A 13,366-nucleotide genomic window follows, 5' to 3' on the forward strand; every position below is an offset into this window, starting at 1 on the left:
GCGAATAGTCGGAAGTTCCAGCTTATTCCCCCGGTATTTCACGAATTTTTCACGCGTCGAAGCTTCGCACAACGCCGGGATGTTTCCATAGTGTCGGTAGGATATTTCTTAGGTGATACACATCGCCGCTGGTCCAGAACCGCGCAGGCTCAGGATTGCCATCGGCCAGCAGGTCGCGCTCGCCCAGCAAACGCTTGAGCTGGCGGGCCACGGCGGCGCCGGTGTCGATAAGGATAATGCTGGGGGGCAGCATCTGCGCCAGAAGCGGCTTGAGGAAGGGATAGTGGGTACAACCGAGGATGATGGTGTCGCACCCGGCGCTGAGCAGCGGGTCGATATAACCCTGCAACCGTTGGCGCAGGGCCGGGCTGTTCAGGTCACCGGTTTCTATCAACTCAACCAGGCCTGGGCAGGGTTGGGTGATCACGCGTACATCCGTGGCGAAACGGTCGAGCAGGGCCGCGAACTTAGCGCTTTGCAAGGTGCCGGTGGTGGCGAGTACGCCCACTACGCCGCTACGGGTCGCGGCAGCCGCAGGTTTGACGGCGGGCTCCATGCCTACCAGCGGCCAGGTCGGGTAGTCCTGCCGCAGATCGGCAACAGCGGCAACGGTGGCCGTGTTGCAGGCGATCACAAACGCCTTGGCGCCGTTGTCACGGAAAAACTCGGCAACCCGTCGCGAACGCTCAAGAATAAAGGCCGGGCTTTTTTCGCCGTAGGGAATATGCCCGCAATCGGCCACGTACAGCAGTGACTCATGGGGCAGCAACTGCTGGATTTCGTCCAGCACCGTCAACCCGCCGATGCCGGAGTCGAACACACCGATAGGTGCGTCCTTAACCATGTTGCGTACCGCACACGCTGCAACCGGGATCGCGCTTGACGCGCAATTCACGGAAACGGGTGCCCAGGGCATCGATCAGCAGCAAGCGACCCACCAGCGGCTCGCCGAAACCAGCCAGCAACTTCAAGGCTTCCAGCGCTTGCAGGCTCCCCACCAACCCCACCAATGGACCGACTACGCCCGCTTCGCTGCAGGTGAGTTCGGTATCGCTGCCATGACCGTACAGACAGTGGTAGCACGGGCTTTCGGCGCGGCGCGGGTCAAACACCGACAGTTGGCCTTCCAGGCGAATCGCCGCACCGCTGATCAAAGGCTTGCCGGCGGCCACACAGGCCGCGTTGACCGCTTCGCGAGTGGAGAAGTTGTCGCTGCAATCGAGCACCACGTCCACCGCTTGCACCGCCGCCGCCAGTGAGTCGGCATCCAGCGCAGTGCGATGGGCAATCAGCGTGATCTCGGGATTGATCGCCGTCAGGCGACGCAGGGCCGAATCGACCTTGGTCTGCCCCACGCTGTCGGTGTCATGGATGATCTGGCGTTGCAGGTTGGTCAGGTCGACGGTATCGAAGTCCGCCAAATGCAACTCACCCACACCGGCAGCAGCCAGATACAGCGCAACCGGTGCGCCCAAGCCGCCCAGGCCGACGATCAGGGCGCGGCCATTTTTCAGGCGCAATTGGCCGTCGATATCGACCTGTTGCAACAGGATCTGTCGGCTATAGCGCAACAGCTCCTGATCGGTCAGCACGGGCGGCGCCCCAGCGTGATGCGTTCGTGATTGCCGAGGTCGATACGACTGTGGACCTCTTCGAAACCTTTGCTCAGCAACAGATCACGCACCGCCGGGGCCTGGTCGTAACCGTGTTCGAGCAACAGCCAGCCACCGGCATTCAGGTGGGCCGGGGCTTGCTGGATGATCAGGCGCAAATCGTCCAGGCCGTCATGCCCCGCCACCAACGCGCTGGCCGGTTCGAAGCGCACATCCCCGGCCACCAGGTGTGGGTCGTTGGCGGCGATATACGGCGGATTGCTGATGATCAGGTCGTAGGTATGGCCTTGCAGCGCACTGAACCAATGGCTGTTCAGCACGGTGGCGTTGTTCAGGTGCAGACGCTGGCGGTTGCGCTCGGCCAGGGCCACGGCTTCCAGCACACGGTCGACGGCGGTGACCTGCCACGTGGGGCGTTCGCTGGCCAGGGCCAGGGCGATGGCGCCGCTGCCGGTGCCCAGGTCCAGCACTTGGGTGGGCGTGGCGGGCAACAACGCCAACGCGGCTTCCACCAGCAGTTCGGTGTCCGGGCGCGGAATCAGCGTATGAGGCGCCACTTCCAGGTCGAGCTTCCAGAAGCCTTGCTGACCGAGGATATACGCCACCGGCTCACCGCCACGACGGCGTTGCAGGTAGCCGGCAAAGGTGAGTGCAGCTTCGCTGCTGACGATTTTCTCGGGCCAGGTGTGCAGGTAGCTGCGGGACTTGCCCAAGGCCGCTGCCAGCAACAACTCGGCATCCAGGCGCGCGGTGGGCGAGTCGGGCAGGTCGGCGGCGCGCAGCAGGCTGGCGATGATGGTCATTTATTCACCTATCGCCGCCAGTTGATCCGCCTGGTATTCGGCGAGCAACGGCTCGATCACCGCGTCAACGCCACCGGCGAGAATCTCGTCGAGGGAATAGAGGGTGAGGTTGACCCGGTGGTCGGTCACCCGGCCCTGGGCGAAGTTATAAGTACGAATACGCTCGGAACGGTCGCCCGAGCCCACCAGCAACTTGCGCTCGCTGGCAATCGCATTGGCGGCGGCGCTGGTTTGCTGGTCGTTAAGCTTGGCCGACAACCACGACATGGCCCGCGCACGGTTCTTGTGCTGGGAACGTTCTTCCTGGCACTCCACCACGATGCCCGATGGCAAGTGGGTGATGCGGATAGCGGAGTCGGTCTTGTTCACGTGCTGGCCACCGGCGCCCGACGAACGGTACGTGTCGATGCGCAAGTCCGCCGGGTTGATCTCGATGGCTTCCTGCTCGTCCGGCTCGGGCAGCACGGCCACGGTGCACGCGGAGGTGTGGATACGGCCCTGGGATTCAGTGGCCGGCACGCGCTGTACGCGGTGGGCGCCGGATTCGAACTTCAGCTTGCCGTAGACGTTGTCGCCTTCGACCCGCGCGATGACTTCTTTATAGCCGCCATGTTCGCCTTCGTTCTCCGACAGGATCTCGACCCGCCAACCGCGACGCTCGGCGTAACGCGAATACATGCGGAACAGGTCGCCGGAGAAAATCGCCGCCTCGTCGCCGCCGGTGCCGGCGCGGATTTCGAGGAACACGTTGCGCCCGTCGTTCGGGTCTTTGGGCAACAGCATGCGTTGCAGGTCACCTTCCAGCTCGGCCAGTTTTTCCTTGGCTTCGCGGACTTCTTCCACGGCCATTTCACGCATGTCCGGGTCGCTGTCCTTGAGCAGGGCCTGGGCGCCTTCAAGGTCGGCCTGCACTTTCAGCAGGTGTTTATAGGTGGCCACCACCGGCTCAACTTCGGCGTATTCCTTGGAATAGGCGCGGAACTTGGTCTGATCGGCAATGACTTCGCCATCGCCGAGCAAGGCGGTCAGTTCTTCGAAACGGTCCTGGAGCACGTCCAGTTTATTGAGCAGTGACGCTTTCATTGCGGTTTTTTATCCGAAGAGCTGTCTGACGCGCCCTCACCGAGGGCAAAGAGTTCTTGGGCCATGGCCAGCGCATCGAGGCGGCCTTCGGCGGTCAATTTTTTCAGCTGTACGCTGGGGGCGTGGAGCAACTTGTTGGTGAGGCCACGGGCCAATTGCATCAGCACTTCTTCGGCGCTGCTGCCGTTGGCCAGCAAACGCTGGGCCTTGCTCAGTTCCTCGTCACGCAGGCGTTCGCCTTGCTGACGATACGCCTTGAGCACGTCCACCGCTGCCAGCTCGCGCAGGCGCACCATGAAATCTTCGGCGCCGGTACTGACCATTTCCTCGGCGGCCTGAGCAGCGCCCTGGCGACTCTTGAGGTTTTCGGCGACGACTTCGTGCAAATCATCGACGCTATAGAGGTAAACGTCGTCCAACTCGCCGACTTCTGGCTCGATATCCCGTGGGACGGCAATATCCACCATGAAGATCGGCTTGTGCTTGCGCAGCTTCAGCGCGCTTTCCACCGCGCCTTTGCCCAGGATCGGCAATTGGCTGGCGGTGGAACTGATGACGATATCACTGCGCACCAACTCGGCCGGAATATCGGCCAACAACACGGCGTGCGCGCCAAATTCTTCAGCGAGGATACTCGCGCGTTCAAGCGTGCGATTGGCCACGACGATGCGCTTAACACCCAGGTCATGCAGGTGGCGGGCGACCAGGGTGATGGTCTCGCCGGCGCCAATCAACAGGGCCTGGCTGCGTTGCAAGTCGCTGAAAATCTGTTTGGCCAGGCTGACAGCGGCAAATGCCACCGACACCGGGTTTTCACCAATGGCCGTATCGGTACGCACCTGCTTGGCAGAATTGAACGTGGCCTGGAACAGCCGCCCCAGCAGCGGGCCGACGGTGCCGGCCTCGCGGGCCACGGCGTAGGCGGACTTCATCTGGCCGAGAATCTGCGGTTCGCCCAACACCAGCGAATCCAGACCGGCCGCCACACGCATCATGTGACGAACTGCCGCATCCTCTTCATGCACATAAGCGCTCGCGCGCAGGTCGTCGAGGCTTAAATGGTGGTAATCGGCCAGCCAGCGCAGCACCACATCCGCTGAAAGATGTTCCTGCTCTATATAAAGCTCGCTGCGATTGCAGGTCGAAAGGATCGCAGCTTCGCGACTGTCGGTGAGCCGGCAGAGCTGCTGCAAGGCCTCAACCAACTGCTCGGGCGTAAACGCCACGCGCTCGCGCACGTCTACGGAGGCAGTCTTGTGGTTAATACCGAGTGCGAGGAAGGCCATTCAATATCGCTGATGATGTCGGGAAGCCGACAATTGTCCTACTTCGAAAGATTCAGAACAACCACCGTAAGCTATTGTCCTAATGTCTTGTGTCTATAAAAGGCATCCATGTAGGAGCGAGCTTGCTCGCGAAAAACGCCCCGGCAACGCGTTTAGCCTGACTGCACGCGTTATCGTTGACGCCCTTCGCGAGCCAGCTCGCTCCTACAGAAAGCATTTAAAGCAATACGGGTGCCCCGGTTATGTTTGGCCGAAGGCTTGTGTCATGATGATCCGACCGCAGGTTAGTCGTCCTTTTCCTATATGAATAGATCTTCCGCGTTGCTCCTTGCTTTTGTCTTCCTCAGCGGCTGCCAGGCTTTGGCCCCCGTGTCGCCGGACGGTACGCCGCCGGTAGAAGACAACACCCCCGCCCCTGAAAAGCCCAAGGTTTATTCCTCGTTTGGTGAAGAAACGGTGTTCAGCCTGCTGAGCGCGGAGCTGGCCGGCCAGCGCAATCGTTTCGATATTGCCCTGGATAACTACGTGACCCAGGCCATCAACACACAGGATCCGGGGATTTCGGAGCGCGCATTCCGCATCGCCGAATACCTGGGGGCTGACCAAGCGGCGCTGGACACCTCGTTGATCTGGGCGAAAAACGCCCCGGACGATCTGGAAGCGCAACGGGCAGCCGCCATTCAATTGGCCCGCGCCGGGCGCTATGACGACTCCATGCTTTATATGGAGAAAGTCCTGCAAGGCAAGGGCGACACCCATTTCGACTTCCTTGCGCTGTCGGCCGCCGACACCGACCAGGACACGCGCAATGGCTTGATGAAGAGTTTCGACCGCCTGCTGCAAAAGCATCCAAACAACAGCCAGCTGATTTTCGGCAAGGCGCTGCTGCTGCAACAAGACGATGAAGCTGACGCCGCACTCAAGCTGCTGGAACAAAACCCGCCGGAAGAAGGCGAGATCGCGCCGATCCTGCTGCGCGCGCGGCTGTTGCAGAACCTTAATCGCGGCAAGGAAGCGATTCCACTGCTGGAAAAAAGCATCAAGAAGTACCCGGACGACAAGCGCCTGCGCCTGACCTACGCGCGCACCCTGGTCGAGCAGGACCGCATGGAGGACGCCAAAGTGCAGTTCGCCAACCTGGTCCAGCAATACCCGGACGACGACGAACTGCGTTACTCCCTGGCGCTGGTGTGCCTGGAAGCCAAGGCCTGGGACGAGGCCAAGGGTTACCTGGAAGAGTTGATCGAGCGCGACAGCCATGTGGATTCGGCGCACCTGAACCTCGGCCGTATTGCCGAGGAGCGCAACGACCCGCAAGCGGCTTTGCTTGAATACGCCCAGGTCGGTCCCGGCAACGATTACCTGCCCGCCCAGTTGCGTCAGGCCGACATCCTGATGAGCAATGGCCGCACCGACGAGGCGGAAAAACGCCTGGCGGCGGCTCGCGATGCCGAACCGGATTACGCGATCCAGCTCTACCTGATCCAGGCCGAGACGTTGTCGGCCAACAACCAGGGCGAGCGCGCCTGGAAACTGCTGCAACAAGCCTTGCTGCAATTCCCCGATGATTTGAACCTGCTGTACACCCGCGCCATGCAGGCAGAAAAGCGCAATGACCTGACACAGATGGAAAAAGACCTGCGCCTGATCATCAAGCGCGACCCGGACAACGCCATGGCGCTGAATGCCTTGGGTTACACCCTGTCGGACCGCACTACGCGTTATGCCGAAGCCAAGGTGTTGATCGAACAGGCCCACGCGCTCAACCCGGAAGACCCGGCCGTCCTCGACAGCCTGGGCTGGGTGAATTACCGCCTGGGCAACCTGGACGAAGCCGAACGCCTGCTGCGCCAAGCCCTGGAACGCTTCCCCGACCAGGAAGTCGCCGCCCACCTGGGTGAAGTGCTGTGGGCCAATGGCAAACAGCGCGAAGCGCGTCAAATCTGGGAAAAGTTCCTCAAGGAACAACCCGAAAGCCCCATCCTGCGCGGCACCATCAAGCGCCTGACCGGATCCGAGACCCTTTAAGCTTATGTTCTTGCGCCACGTTGTCGTATTCAGTTTGATCGCTCTGCTCGCCGGTTGCGCGGGCATTGGCAGCCGTGAATCCGTTGAAGGCCAGGGCAACCCGGCGCAATGGAAACAGCACAAGGACCAGCTCAGCAGTATCGATGGCTGGCAGATCGACGGCAAAGTCGGGGTGCGGGCGCCGAAAGACTCCGGCAGCGGCACCTTGTTCTGGCTGCAACGCCAGGACTACTACGACATTCGCCTGTCGGGCCCGCTGGGGCGTGGCGCGGCACGCCTGACTGGCCGCCCGGGCCAGGTCAGCCTTGAAGTGGCCAACCAGGGGCGCTACGAGGCGACCTCGCCCGAAGCGCTGCTGGAAGAACAGATTGGCTGGAAGTTGCCAGTGTCCCATCTCGTCTGGTGGGTGCGCGGTTTGCCAGCTCCAGATAGTAAGAGCCGCCTGAGCCTCAACGGCGACAGCCGCCTGGCCACCCTCGAACAGGATGGCTGGCAGGTCGAGTATTTGAGCTACGTCGAGCAAAGCGGCTATTGGCTGCCCGAACGCATCAAACTGCATGGCACCGACCTTGACGTCACCCTGGTGATCAAGGACTGGCAACCACGCAAGCTGGGGCAATAACGTGACTGTAGAACGCTTGACGCTACCCTCCCCCGCGAAACTCAATTTGATGCTGCACATTCTCGGTCGCCGTGAAGACGGTTATCACGAACTGCAGACGCTGTTTCAGTTTCTCGATTACGGCGATGAGATGACCTTCGCCATTCGCGACGATGGCGTGATCAAGCTGCACACCGAATTCGAAGGCGTGCCCCACGACAGTAATCTGATCGTGAAGGCAGCGAGAAAACTACAGGCGCAATCCGGCAGTTCGCTCGGCATCGACATCTGGATCGATAAAATTCTGCCCATGGGCGGCGGCATCGGTGGTGGTAGCTCGAATGCCGCGACCACATTGCTGGGCCTGAATCACTTGTGGCAACTGGGTTGGGACCCTGATCGCCTCGCGGCGCTGGGCCTTTCCCTGGGGGCGGACGTGCCGGTTTTCGTGCATGGGCACGCCGCATTTGCTGAGGGTGTGGGGGAGAAACTCACCCCGGAATACCCCGAAGAGCCGTGGTATGTCGTGCTTGTGCCGCAAGTATCTGTAAGTACAGCAGAAATTTTTTCAGATCCGTTGTTGACACGTAACTCTTCTCCCATTAAAGTGCGCCCCGTTCCCAAGGGAAACAGTCGAAATGACTGCTTACCGGTTGTAGCAAGGCGTTATCCAGAGGTACGTAACGCTTTGAATTTGTTAGGTAAATTTACCGAAGCAAAATTAACCGGAACTGGAAGTTGTGTGTTTGGGGGCTTCCCAAGCAAAGCTGAAGCTGATAAAGTCTCGGCCCTTCTTACAGAGACCCTTACAGGGTTTGTAGCAAAGGGAAGCAACGTTTCGATGTTGCATCGCAAGCTGCAAAGTCTGCTCTAAAAGGAACCGAGTGTTAGGCACTCGTTGCAACAGATACAGGGGCGTCGCCAAGCGGTAAGGCAGCAGGTTTTGATCCTGCCATGCGTTGGTTCGAATCCAGCCGCCCCTGCCATTTTCTAATACTCATCCAGGTTACCCTCAGCCTCTAGGTACTGCGCGTGTCCAAGATGATGGTCTTTACGGGGAATGCTAACCCCGATCTGGCTCGACGTGTCGTACGTCAGCTGCATATCCCTCTCGGTGACATCTCTGTCGGTAAATTCTCCGACGGCGAAATTACTGCCGAGATCAATGAAAACGTCCGCGGTAAAGACGTCTTCATTATTCAGCCGACTTGCGCTCCGACCAACGATAACCTGATGGAACTCGTCGTGATGGCTGATGCCTTCCGCCGCTCCTCAGCGACTCGAATCACAGCTGTAATCCCTTACTTTGGTTATGCCCGTCAGGATCGCCGCCCGCGTTCCGCACGTGTAGCTATCAGCGCGAAAGTCGTTGCTGACATGCTGACCGTGGTAGGCATCGACCGTGTTCTCACGGTTGACCTGCACGCTGACCAAATCCAGGGGTTCTTCGATATCCCGGTAGATAACATCTACGGCTCCCCTGTATTGGTGGATGACATCGAAGACCAGCGCTTTGAAAACCTGATGATCGTGTCCCCGGACATTGGTGGCGTCGTGCGTGCACGGGCTGTTGCCAAATCCTTGGGCGTGGACCTCGGGATCATCGACAAACGCCGTGAAAAAGCCAATCACTCTGAAGTGATGCATATCATCGGTGATGTCGAAGGGCGTACCTGTATTCTGGTTGATGACATGGTCGACACCGCCGGCACCCTGTGCCACGCGGCGAAAGCCTTGAAAGAGCACGGTGCAGCAAAAGTCTTCGCCTACTGCACACACCCTGTGCTGTCGGGCCGAGCGATCGAGAACATCGAGAACTCTGTGCTGGACGAACTGGTGGTGACCAACACCATCCCGTTGTCCGCTGCCGCTCAAGCCTGTGCGCGTATCCGCCAACTGGATATCGCACCGGTAGTTGCCGAAGCGGTCCGCCGCATCAGCAATGAAGAATCGATCAGCGCGATGTTCCGTTAAGGGTCAAACCTTCGGACTATCCCACTGACGAAAAGCGCCCCGCCCCGACATGTTGTTGGGGCGGGGCTTTTTTGCCCATGTCGAGTTTGGCGCTGGTCGCAAACGCCGCTCGATGATGGCTATTTTGGAGATACAAAATGACTGATTTTATCCTGAACGCCCAAGCGCGTACTGACCTGGGGAAAGGTGCGAGCCGCCGCCTGCGTCACGCCGCCAACATCCCTGCCGTTGTATACGGTGGTGACAAAGCCGCTGAATCCCTGACCATCGTGGCCAAGGAAATCGCCAAACTGTTCGAAAACGAAGCTGCCTACAGCCACGTGATCGAACTGAACGTTGACGGCAAGAAGCAAAACGTCATCGTTAAAGCGATGCAGCGTCACCCGTCCAAGCAATTCATCATGCACGCTGACTTCATTCGCGTTGTAGCTGGCCAGAAACTGACCGCTACCGTGCCTGTGCACTTCGTTGGTGAAGAAGCTCCGATCAAGAAAGGCGGCGAAATTTCGCACGTTCTGAACGAAGTCGAAGTAACTTGCCTGCCGAAAGACCTGCCTGAGTTCATCGAAGTCGACCTGTCGGCTCTGGAAATCGGCGCAATCGTTCACCTGTCCGACCTCAAGGCCCCTAAAGGCGTTGAGTTCGTTGCACTGGCTCACAACGATGACAAAGCTGTTGCAAACGTACACGCTCCACGCGTTGCTCCAGAAGCTGAAGAAGGCGCTGCAGAGTAATTCACTCTGTATGGCCGGAGCTTGAGGAAACATCGCGGACCGGAACGTAGCGAGAAAGCGGGCGATAACGCGGCGTTTACTCTTGAGTAAATGATGTACTGTCGTCCACTTTCGCCGCACTCAGGTGTCGCGATGTTATCCACAACTCCAAAGGAAGGGCCCCTGTCGTGACTGCCATTAAACTGATCGTTGGCCTGGGAAATCCAGGCGCCGAATACGAACAGACCCGGCATAACGCGGGGGCCCTTTTTGTTGAGCGCATCGCCCACGCGCAAGGTGTGAACCTAGTGGCCGATCGCAAGTATTTTGGCCTGACCGGGCGCTTCTCGCACCAGGGTCAGGATGTTCGTCTACTGATTCCCACCACCTACATGAACCGCAGCGGCCAGGCTGTCGCGGCGCTTGCGGGGTTCTTCCGGATCAAGCCCGAAGAAATCCTGGTGGCCCATGACGAACTGGACCTGCCACCCGGCGTTGCCAAGCTCAAGCTCGGCGGCGGGCACGGCGGGCACAATGGCCTGCGCGACATCATCGCGCAGTTGGGTAATCAGAATAATTTCTACCGTCTGCGGCTCGGCATTGGCCACCCAGGCGTTGCCAGTATGGTTTCAAATTTCGTCCTGGGTCGTGCGCCACGCGCCGAACAGGAAAAACTCGATGCCAGCATCGACTTTGCCCTCGGCGTGCTGCCGGATATCTTCGCCGGTGAATGGAACCGCGCGATGAAAAACCTGCACAGCCAGAAGGCCTGACTCTTACCGAGGGGAAACACCATGGGATTCAATTGCGGCATCGTCGGCCTGCCCAACGTCGGCAAATCCACCCTGTTCAACGCCCTGACCAAGTCCGGTATTGCGGCGGAGAACTTCCCCTTCTGCACCATCGAACCCAACAGCGGTATCGTGCCGATGCCGGACCCACGCCTGGACGCCCTGGCGGCCATCGTCAATCCAAAGCGCATCCTGCCGACCACCATGGAGTTCGTCGACATCGCAGGCCTGGTAGCTGGCGCGTCGAAAGGTGAAGGCCTGGGCAACAAGTTCCTGGCCAACATCCGTGAGACCGATGCTATCGCCCACGTGGTCCGCTGCTTTGAAGACGAGAACGTGATTCACGTCTCCAACAGCGTCGACCCTAAACGCGACATCGAGATCATCGACCTGGAACTGATCTTCGCCGACCTCGACAGCTGCGAGAAACAACTGCAGAAAGTCGCGCGCAACGCCAAGGGCGGCGACAAGGATGCAGTGGTCCAGAAAGGCCTGCTGGAGCAATTGATCGCACACTTCACCGAAGGCAAGCCGGCACGCAGCCTGATGAAGAACATGGGCGCTGACGAGAAAGCAGTGATCAAGGGCTTCCACCTGCTGACCACCAAGCCTGTGATGTACATCGCCAACGTGGCCGAAGACGGTTTCGAGAACAACCCGCTGCTCGACGTGGTCAAGGCCATTGCCGACGAAGAAGGCGCCATCGTGGTTCCGGTGTGCAACAAAATCGAAGCGGAAATCGCCGAGCTGGATGACGGCGAAGAAAAAGACATGTTCCTCGAGGCCCTGGGCCTGGAAGAACCAGGCCTGAACCGCGTGATTCGCGCCGGTTACGACATGCTCAACCTGCAGACCTACTTCACCGCCGGTGTCGAAGAAGTTCGTGCATGGACCGTCAAGGTCGGCGCCACCGCGCCACAGGCTGCCGGTGTTATCCACACCGACTTCGAAAAAGGCTTCATCCGCGCCGAAGTGATCGCCTACAACGACTTCATCCAATACAAGGGTGAAGCCGGTGCCAAGGAAGCCGGTAAATGGCGCCTGGAAGGCAAGGACTACATCGTTAAAGATGGTGATGTCATGCACTTCCGCTTCAACGTGTAAGTCTCACTGACGATTCAATAAGCCGATGCACTGCATCGGCTTTTTTATGGGCGCCATTTGCGCCTCGCTCGGCAAACACTCAACTAAACATAATAAACACTCAACCGATTCACTCTACAATCAAGAATTAACCTACATACTACAAGTGCAACCACAACACACTTAGCCTTGCGCTTGACGAAATACGCCCAGCCAGACTTATCAGCGATCATCCCTACCTGCAAACACGGTGACAACGGTGTTAGTTTCCGGTTTACTTGCGCTAACTTCACCACCCTCATGAAGTTGTAACCGTGTTGGAGCAATAGCAGTATGTCGGCCCTTGATCAAAATAGACCTATTATCGACAACCCCTTCATCGACTGCCCAGCCATCGAAACCACCGTCAATAACACTGCCGCATTGAATATTGACGTTCTGTTACTCGGTGAAACCGGAACGGGCAAGGACACCCTGGCACAACGTATACATTATCTGTCCGGGCGCAAAGGAAACTTTGTGGCGGTCAACTGTGCCGCCATCCCGGAAACCCTCGCAGAAAGCCAACTCTTCGGTGTGAACAGCGGCGCCTATACCGGCGCGATGCAGTCGCGGGCTGGCTTTGTAGAAGCTGCCAACCTGGGTACCTTGTACCTCGACGAAATCGACAGTATGTCCCTGCCACTGCAAGCCAAACTGTTGCGAGTGCTGGAGTGCCGAGGGGTTGAGCGCCTGGGCTCGACGCGGTTTATCCGGGTGGATATGCGCGTCATTGCCTCCGCCCAGCAATCCTTGCATGACATGGTGGAGCGAGGGGCGTTCCGGCGGGATCTGTATTTTCGTCTCAACGTCGTCAGCATCCACCTTCCGCCTCTGCGCGAGCGCCGTGAACGCATCATTCCCTTGTTCCTCGACATGATCAGGCAAGAGTCCGACGCCTTTAAATGCCTGGTGCTGACGCCTGCCGGTACGTTGTTGCAGCAACTGATCTGCCACCGCTGGCAGGGTAATGTCCGCGAGCTGCGCTCAGCCGCCAAACGTTTTGTATTGGGCTTGAGCCCGCTGCCCTTGAGCCACGTGCCACACACGGAAACAAGCTTAAAGACGCGCCTGCAACAAATCGAAAAAGCATTGATTGAAGAGTCACTGCTACGCCATGAGCACAGTGTTGATAGCGCTGCCGCGGAACTGGGGGTCGCCAGGCGCACCCTCTACTACCGAATGAAACAACTGGAAATATCGCTGGAATGACGTAATAGGGAACGCGTGCCTGGAAAGACCTTACTGAGTGTTTTATGCCTTGCTGCTTTCACGCCATCCAAGCTCAACCTACGACGGGCAAGGTCATGGCTTTAAGCCAAAGTTTCTTCATCCCAATCAATCAAACGCAA

13 protein-coding genes and 1 tRNA gene are annotated in these 13,366 nt (G+C 58.9%); 9 read left to right on the plus strand and 5 right to left on the minus strand.

Annotated elements, in window-relative coordinates; translation table 11 throughout:
- Positions 1-49: 49 nt before the first annotated feature.
- The 5 genes from murI to hemA are packed head-to-tail and all read right to left on the minus strand — an operon-like array spanning position 50 to position 4,785.
- Positions 50-844 carry a glutamate racemase gene (murI, locus tag DYL61_RS05950; RefSeq protein ID WP_135307592.1) on the minus strand — a complete coding sequence of 265 codons (795 nt, stop codon included), beginning with the start codon at positions 842-844 and terminating at the stop codon, positions 50-52.
- Positions 837-1,592, minus strand: coding sequence for a molybdopterin-synthase adenylyltransferase MoeB (locus DYL61_RS05955; protein WP_135307593.1), 756 nt, complete (start codon positions 1,590-1,592; stop codon positions 837-839). Before DYL61_RS05955 ends, murI begins: the two co-directional genes overlap by 8 nt.
- On the minus strand, positions 1,586-2,416 hold the full coding sequence (gene prmC, locus DYL61_RS05960) for a peptide chain release factor N(5)-glutamine methyltransferase (RefSeq protein WP_135307594.1): 831 nt from the start codon (positions 2,414-2,416) through the stop codon (positions 1,586-1,588). The genes DYL61_RS05955 and prmC overlap by 7 nt, the downstream gene beginning before the upstream one ends.
- Positions 2,417-3,499, minus strand: coding sequence for a peptide chain release factor 1 (gene prfA / locus DYL61_RS05965; protein WP_135307595.1), 1,083 nt, complete (start codon positions 3,497-3,499; stop codon positions 2,417-2,419).
- Positions 3,496-4,785 carry a glutamyl-tRNA reductase gene (gene hemA, locus DYL61_RS05970; RefSeq protein ID WP_105697475.1) on the minus strand — a complete coding sequence of 430 codons (1,290 nt, stop codon included), beginning with the start codon at positions 4,783-4,785 and terminating at the stop codon, positions 3,496-3,498. The genes prfA and hemA overlap by 4 nt, the downstream gene beginning before the upstream one ends.
- Before the next feature lie 303 nt (positions 4,786-5,088).
- On the opposite strand from hemA, the gene DYL61_RS05975 reads away from it, so the two are divergent.
- The 9 genes from DYL61_RS05975 to DYL61_RS06015 all read left to right on the plus strand — a co-directional run bounded on the left by DYL61_RS05975 (position 5,089) and on the right by DYL61_RS06015 (position 13,226).
- A complete protein-coding gene (locus DYL61_RS05975) occupies positions 5,089-6,813 on the plus strand; it encodes a tetratricopeptide repeat protein (protein WP_135307596.1) in 1,725 nt (574 codons plus the stop codon).
- Positions 6,814-6,817: 4 nt separating this feature from the next.
- On the plus strand, positions 6,818-7,435 hold the full coding sequence (gene lolB / locus DYL61_RS05980; protein WP_105697477.1) for a lipoprotein insertase outer membrane protein LolB: 618 nt from the start codon (positions 6,818-6,820) through the stop codon (positions 7,433-7,435).
- A gap of 1 nt (position 7,436) precedes the next feature.
- On the plus strand, positions 7,437-8,288 hold the full coding sequence (gene ispE, locus DYL61_RS05985; protein WP_135307597.1) for a 4-(cytidine 5'-diphospho)-2-C-methyl-D-erythritol kinase: 852 nt from the start codon (positions 7,437-7,439) through the stop codon (positions 8,286-8,288).
- Positions 8,289-8,325: 37 nt separating this feature from the next.
- Positions 8,326-8,400, plus strand: a tRNA-Gln gene (locus tag DYL61_RS05990).
- A 46-nt stretch (positions 8,401-8,446) separates the two neighbouring features.
- Positions 8,447-9,388, plus strand: a complete 942-nt coding sequence (locus tag DYL61_RS05995; RefSeq protein WP_003171603.1) for a ribose-phosphate pyrophosphokinase — start codon at positions 8,447-8,449, stop codon at positions 9,386-9,388.
- A 137-nt stretch (positions 9,389-9,525) separates the two neighbouring features.
- Positions 9,526-10,122, plus strand: a complete 597-nt coding sequence (locus DYL61_RS06000) for a 50S ribosomal protein L25/general stress protein Ctc (protein WP_135307598.1) — start codon at positions 9,526-9,528, stop codon at positions 10,120-10,122.
- Positions 10,123-10,289: 167 nt separating this feature from the next.
- Positions 10,290-10,874 carry an aminoacyl-tRNA hydrolase gene (gene pth, locus DYL61_RS06005; protein ID WP_010213318.1) on the plus strand — a complete coding sequence of 195 codons (585 nt, stop codon included), beginning with the start codon at positions 10,290-10,292 and terminating at the stop codon, positions 10,872-10,874.
- A 21-nt stretch (positions 10,875-10,895) separates the two neighbouring features.
- Positions 10,896-11,996, plus strand: a complete 1,101-nt coding sequence (ychF, locus tag DYL61_RS06010; RefSeq protein WP_135307599.1) for a redox-regulated ATPase YchF — start codon at positions 10,896-10,898, stop codon at positions 11,994-11,996.
- A gap of 312 nt (positions 11,997-12,308) precedes the next feature.
- Positions 12,309-13,226 carry a sigma 54-interacting transcriptional regulator gene (locus DYL61_RS06015; protein WP_135307600.1) on the plus strand — a complete coding sequence of 306 codons (918 nt, stop codon included), beginning with the start codon at positions 12,309-12,311 and terminating at the stop codon, positions 13,224-13,226.
- The last annotated feature ends 140 nt before the right edge of the window (positions 13,227-13,366 follow it).

The organism is Pseudomonas nabeulensis (genome assembly GCF_004682045.1).
Taxonomy (GTDB): Bacteria; Pseudomonadota; Gammaproteobacteria; order Pseudomonadales; family Pseudomonadaceae; genus Aquipseudomonas; species Aquipseudomonas nabeulensis.

Bases quoted from the DNA above. Each gene is read 5' to 3' on its own strand.
- DYL61_RS06000 (WP_135307598.1), top strand. From the start codon at position 9,526: ATGACTGATTTTATCCTGAACGCCCAAGCGCGTACTGACCTGGGGAAA.
- DYL61_RS05975 (WP_135307596.1), top strand. From the start codon at position 5,089: ATGAATAGATCTTCCGCGTTGCTCCTTGCTTTTGTCTTCCTCAGCGGC.
- prmC (WP_135307594.1), bottom strand. From the start codon at position 2,416: ATGACCATCATCGCCAGCCTGCTGCGCGCCGCCGACCTGCCCGACTCG.
- DYL61_RS06015 (WP_135307600.1), top strand. From the start codon at position 12,309: ATGTCGGCCCTTGATCAAAATAGACCTATTATCGACAACCCCTTCATC.
- ychF (WP_135307599.1), top strand. From the start codon at position 10,896: ATGGGATTCAATTGCGGCATCGTCGGCCTGCCCAACGTCGGCAAATCC.
- prfA (WP_135307595.1), bottom strand. From the start codon at position 3,499: ATGAAAGCGTCACTGCTCAATAAACTGGACGTGCTCCAGGACCGTTTC.
- hemA (WP_105697475.1), bottom strand. From the start codon at position 4,785: ATGGCCTTCCTCGCACTCGGTATTAACCACAAGACTGCCTCCGTAGAC.
- lolB (WP_105697477.1), top strand. From the start codon at position 6,818: ATGTTCTTGCGCCACGTTGTCGTATTCAGTTTGATCGCTCTGCTCGCC.
- murI (WP_135307592.1), bottom strand. From the start codon at position 844: ATGGTTAAGGACGCACCTATCGGTGTGTTCGACTCCGGCATCGGCGGG.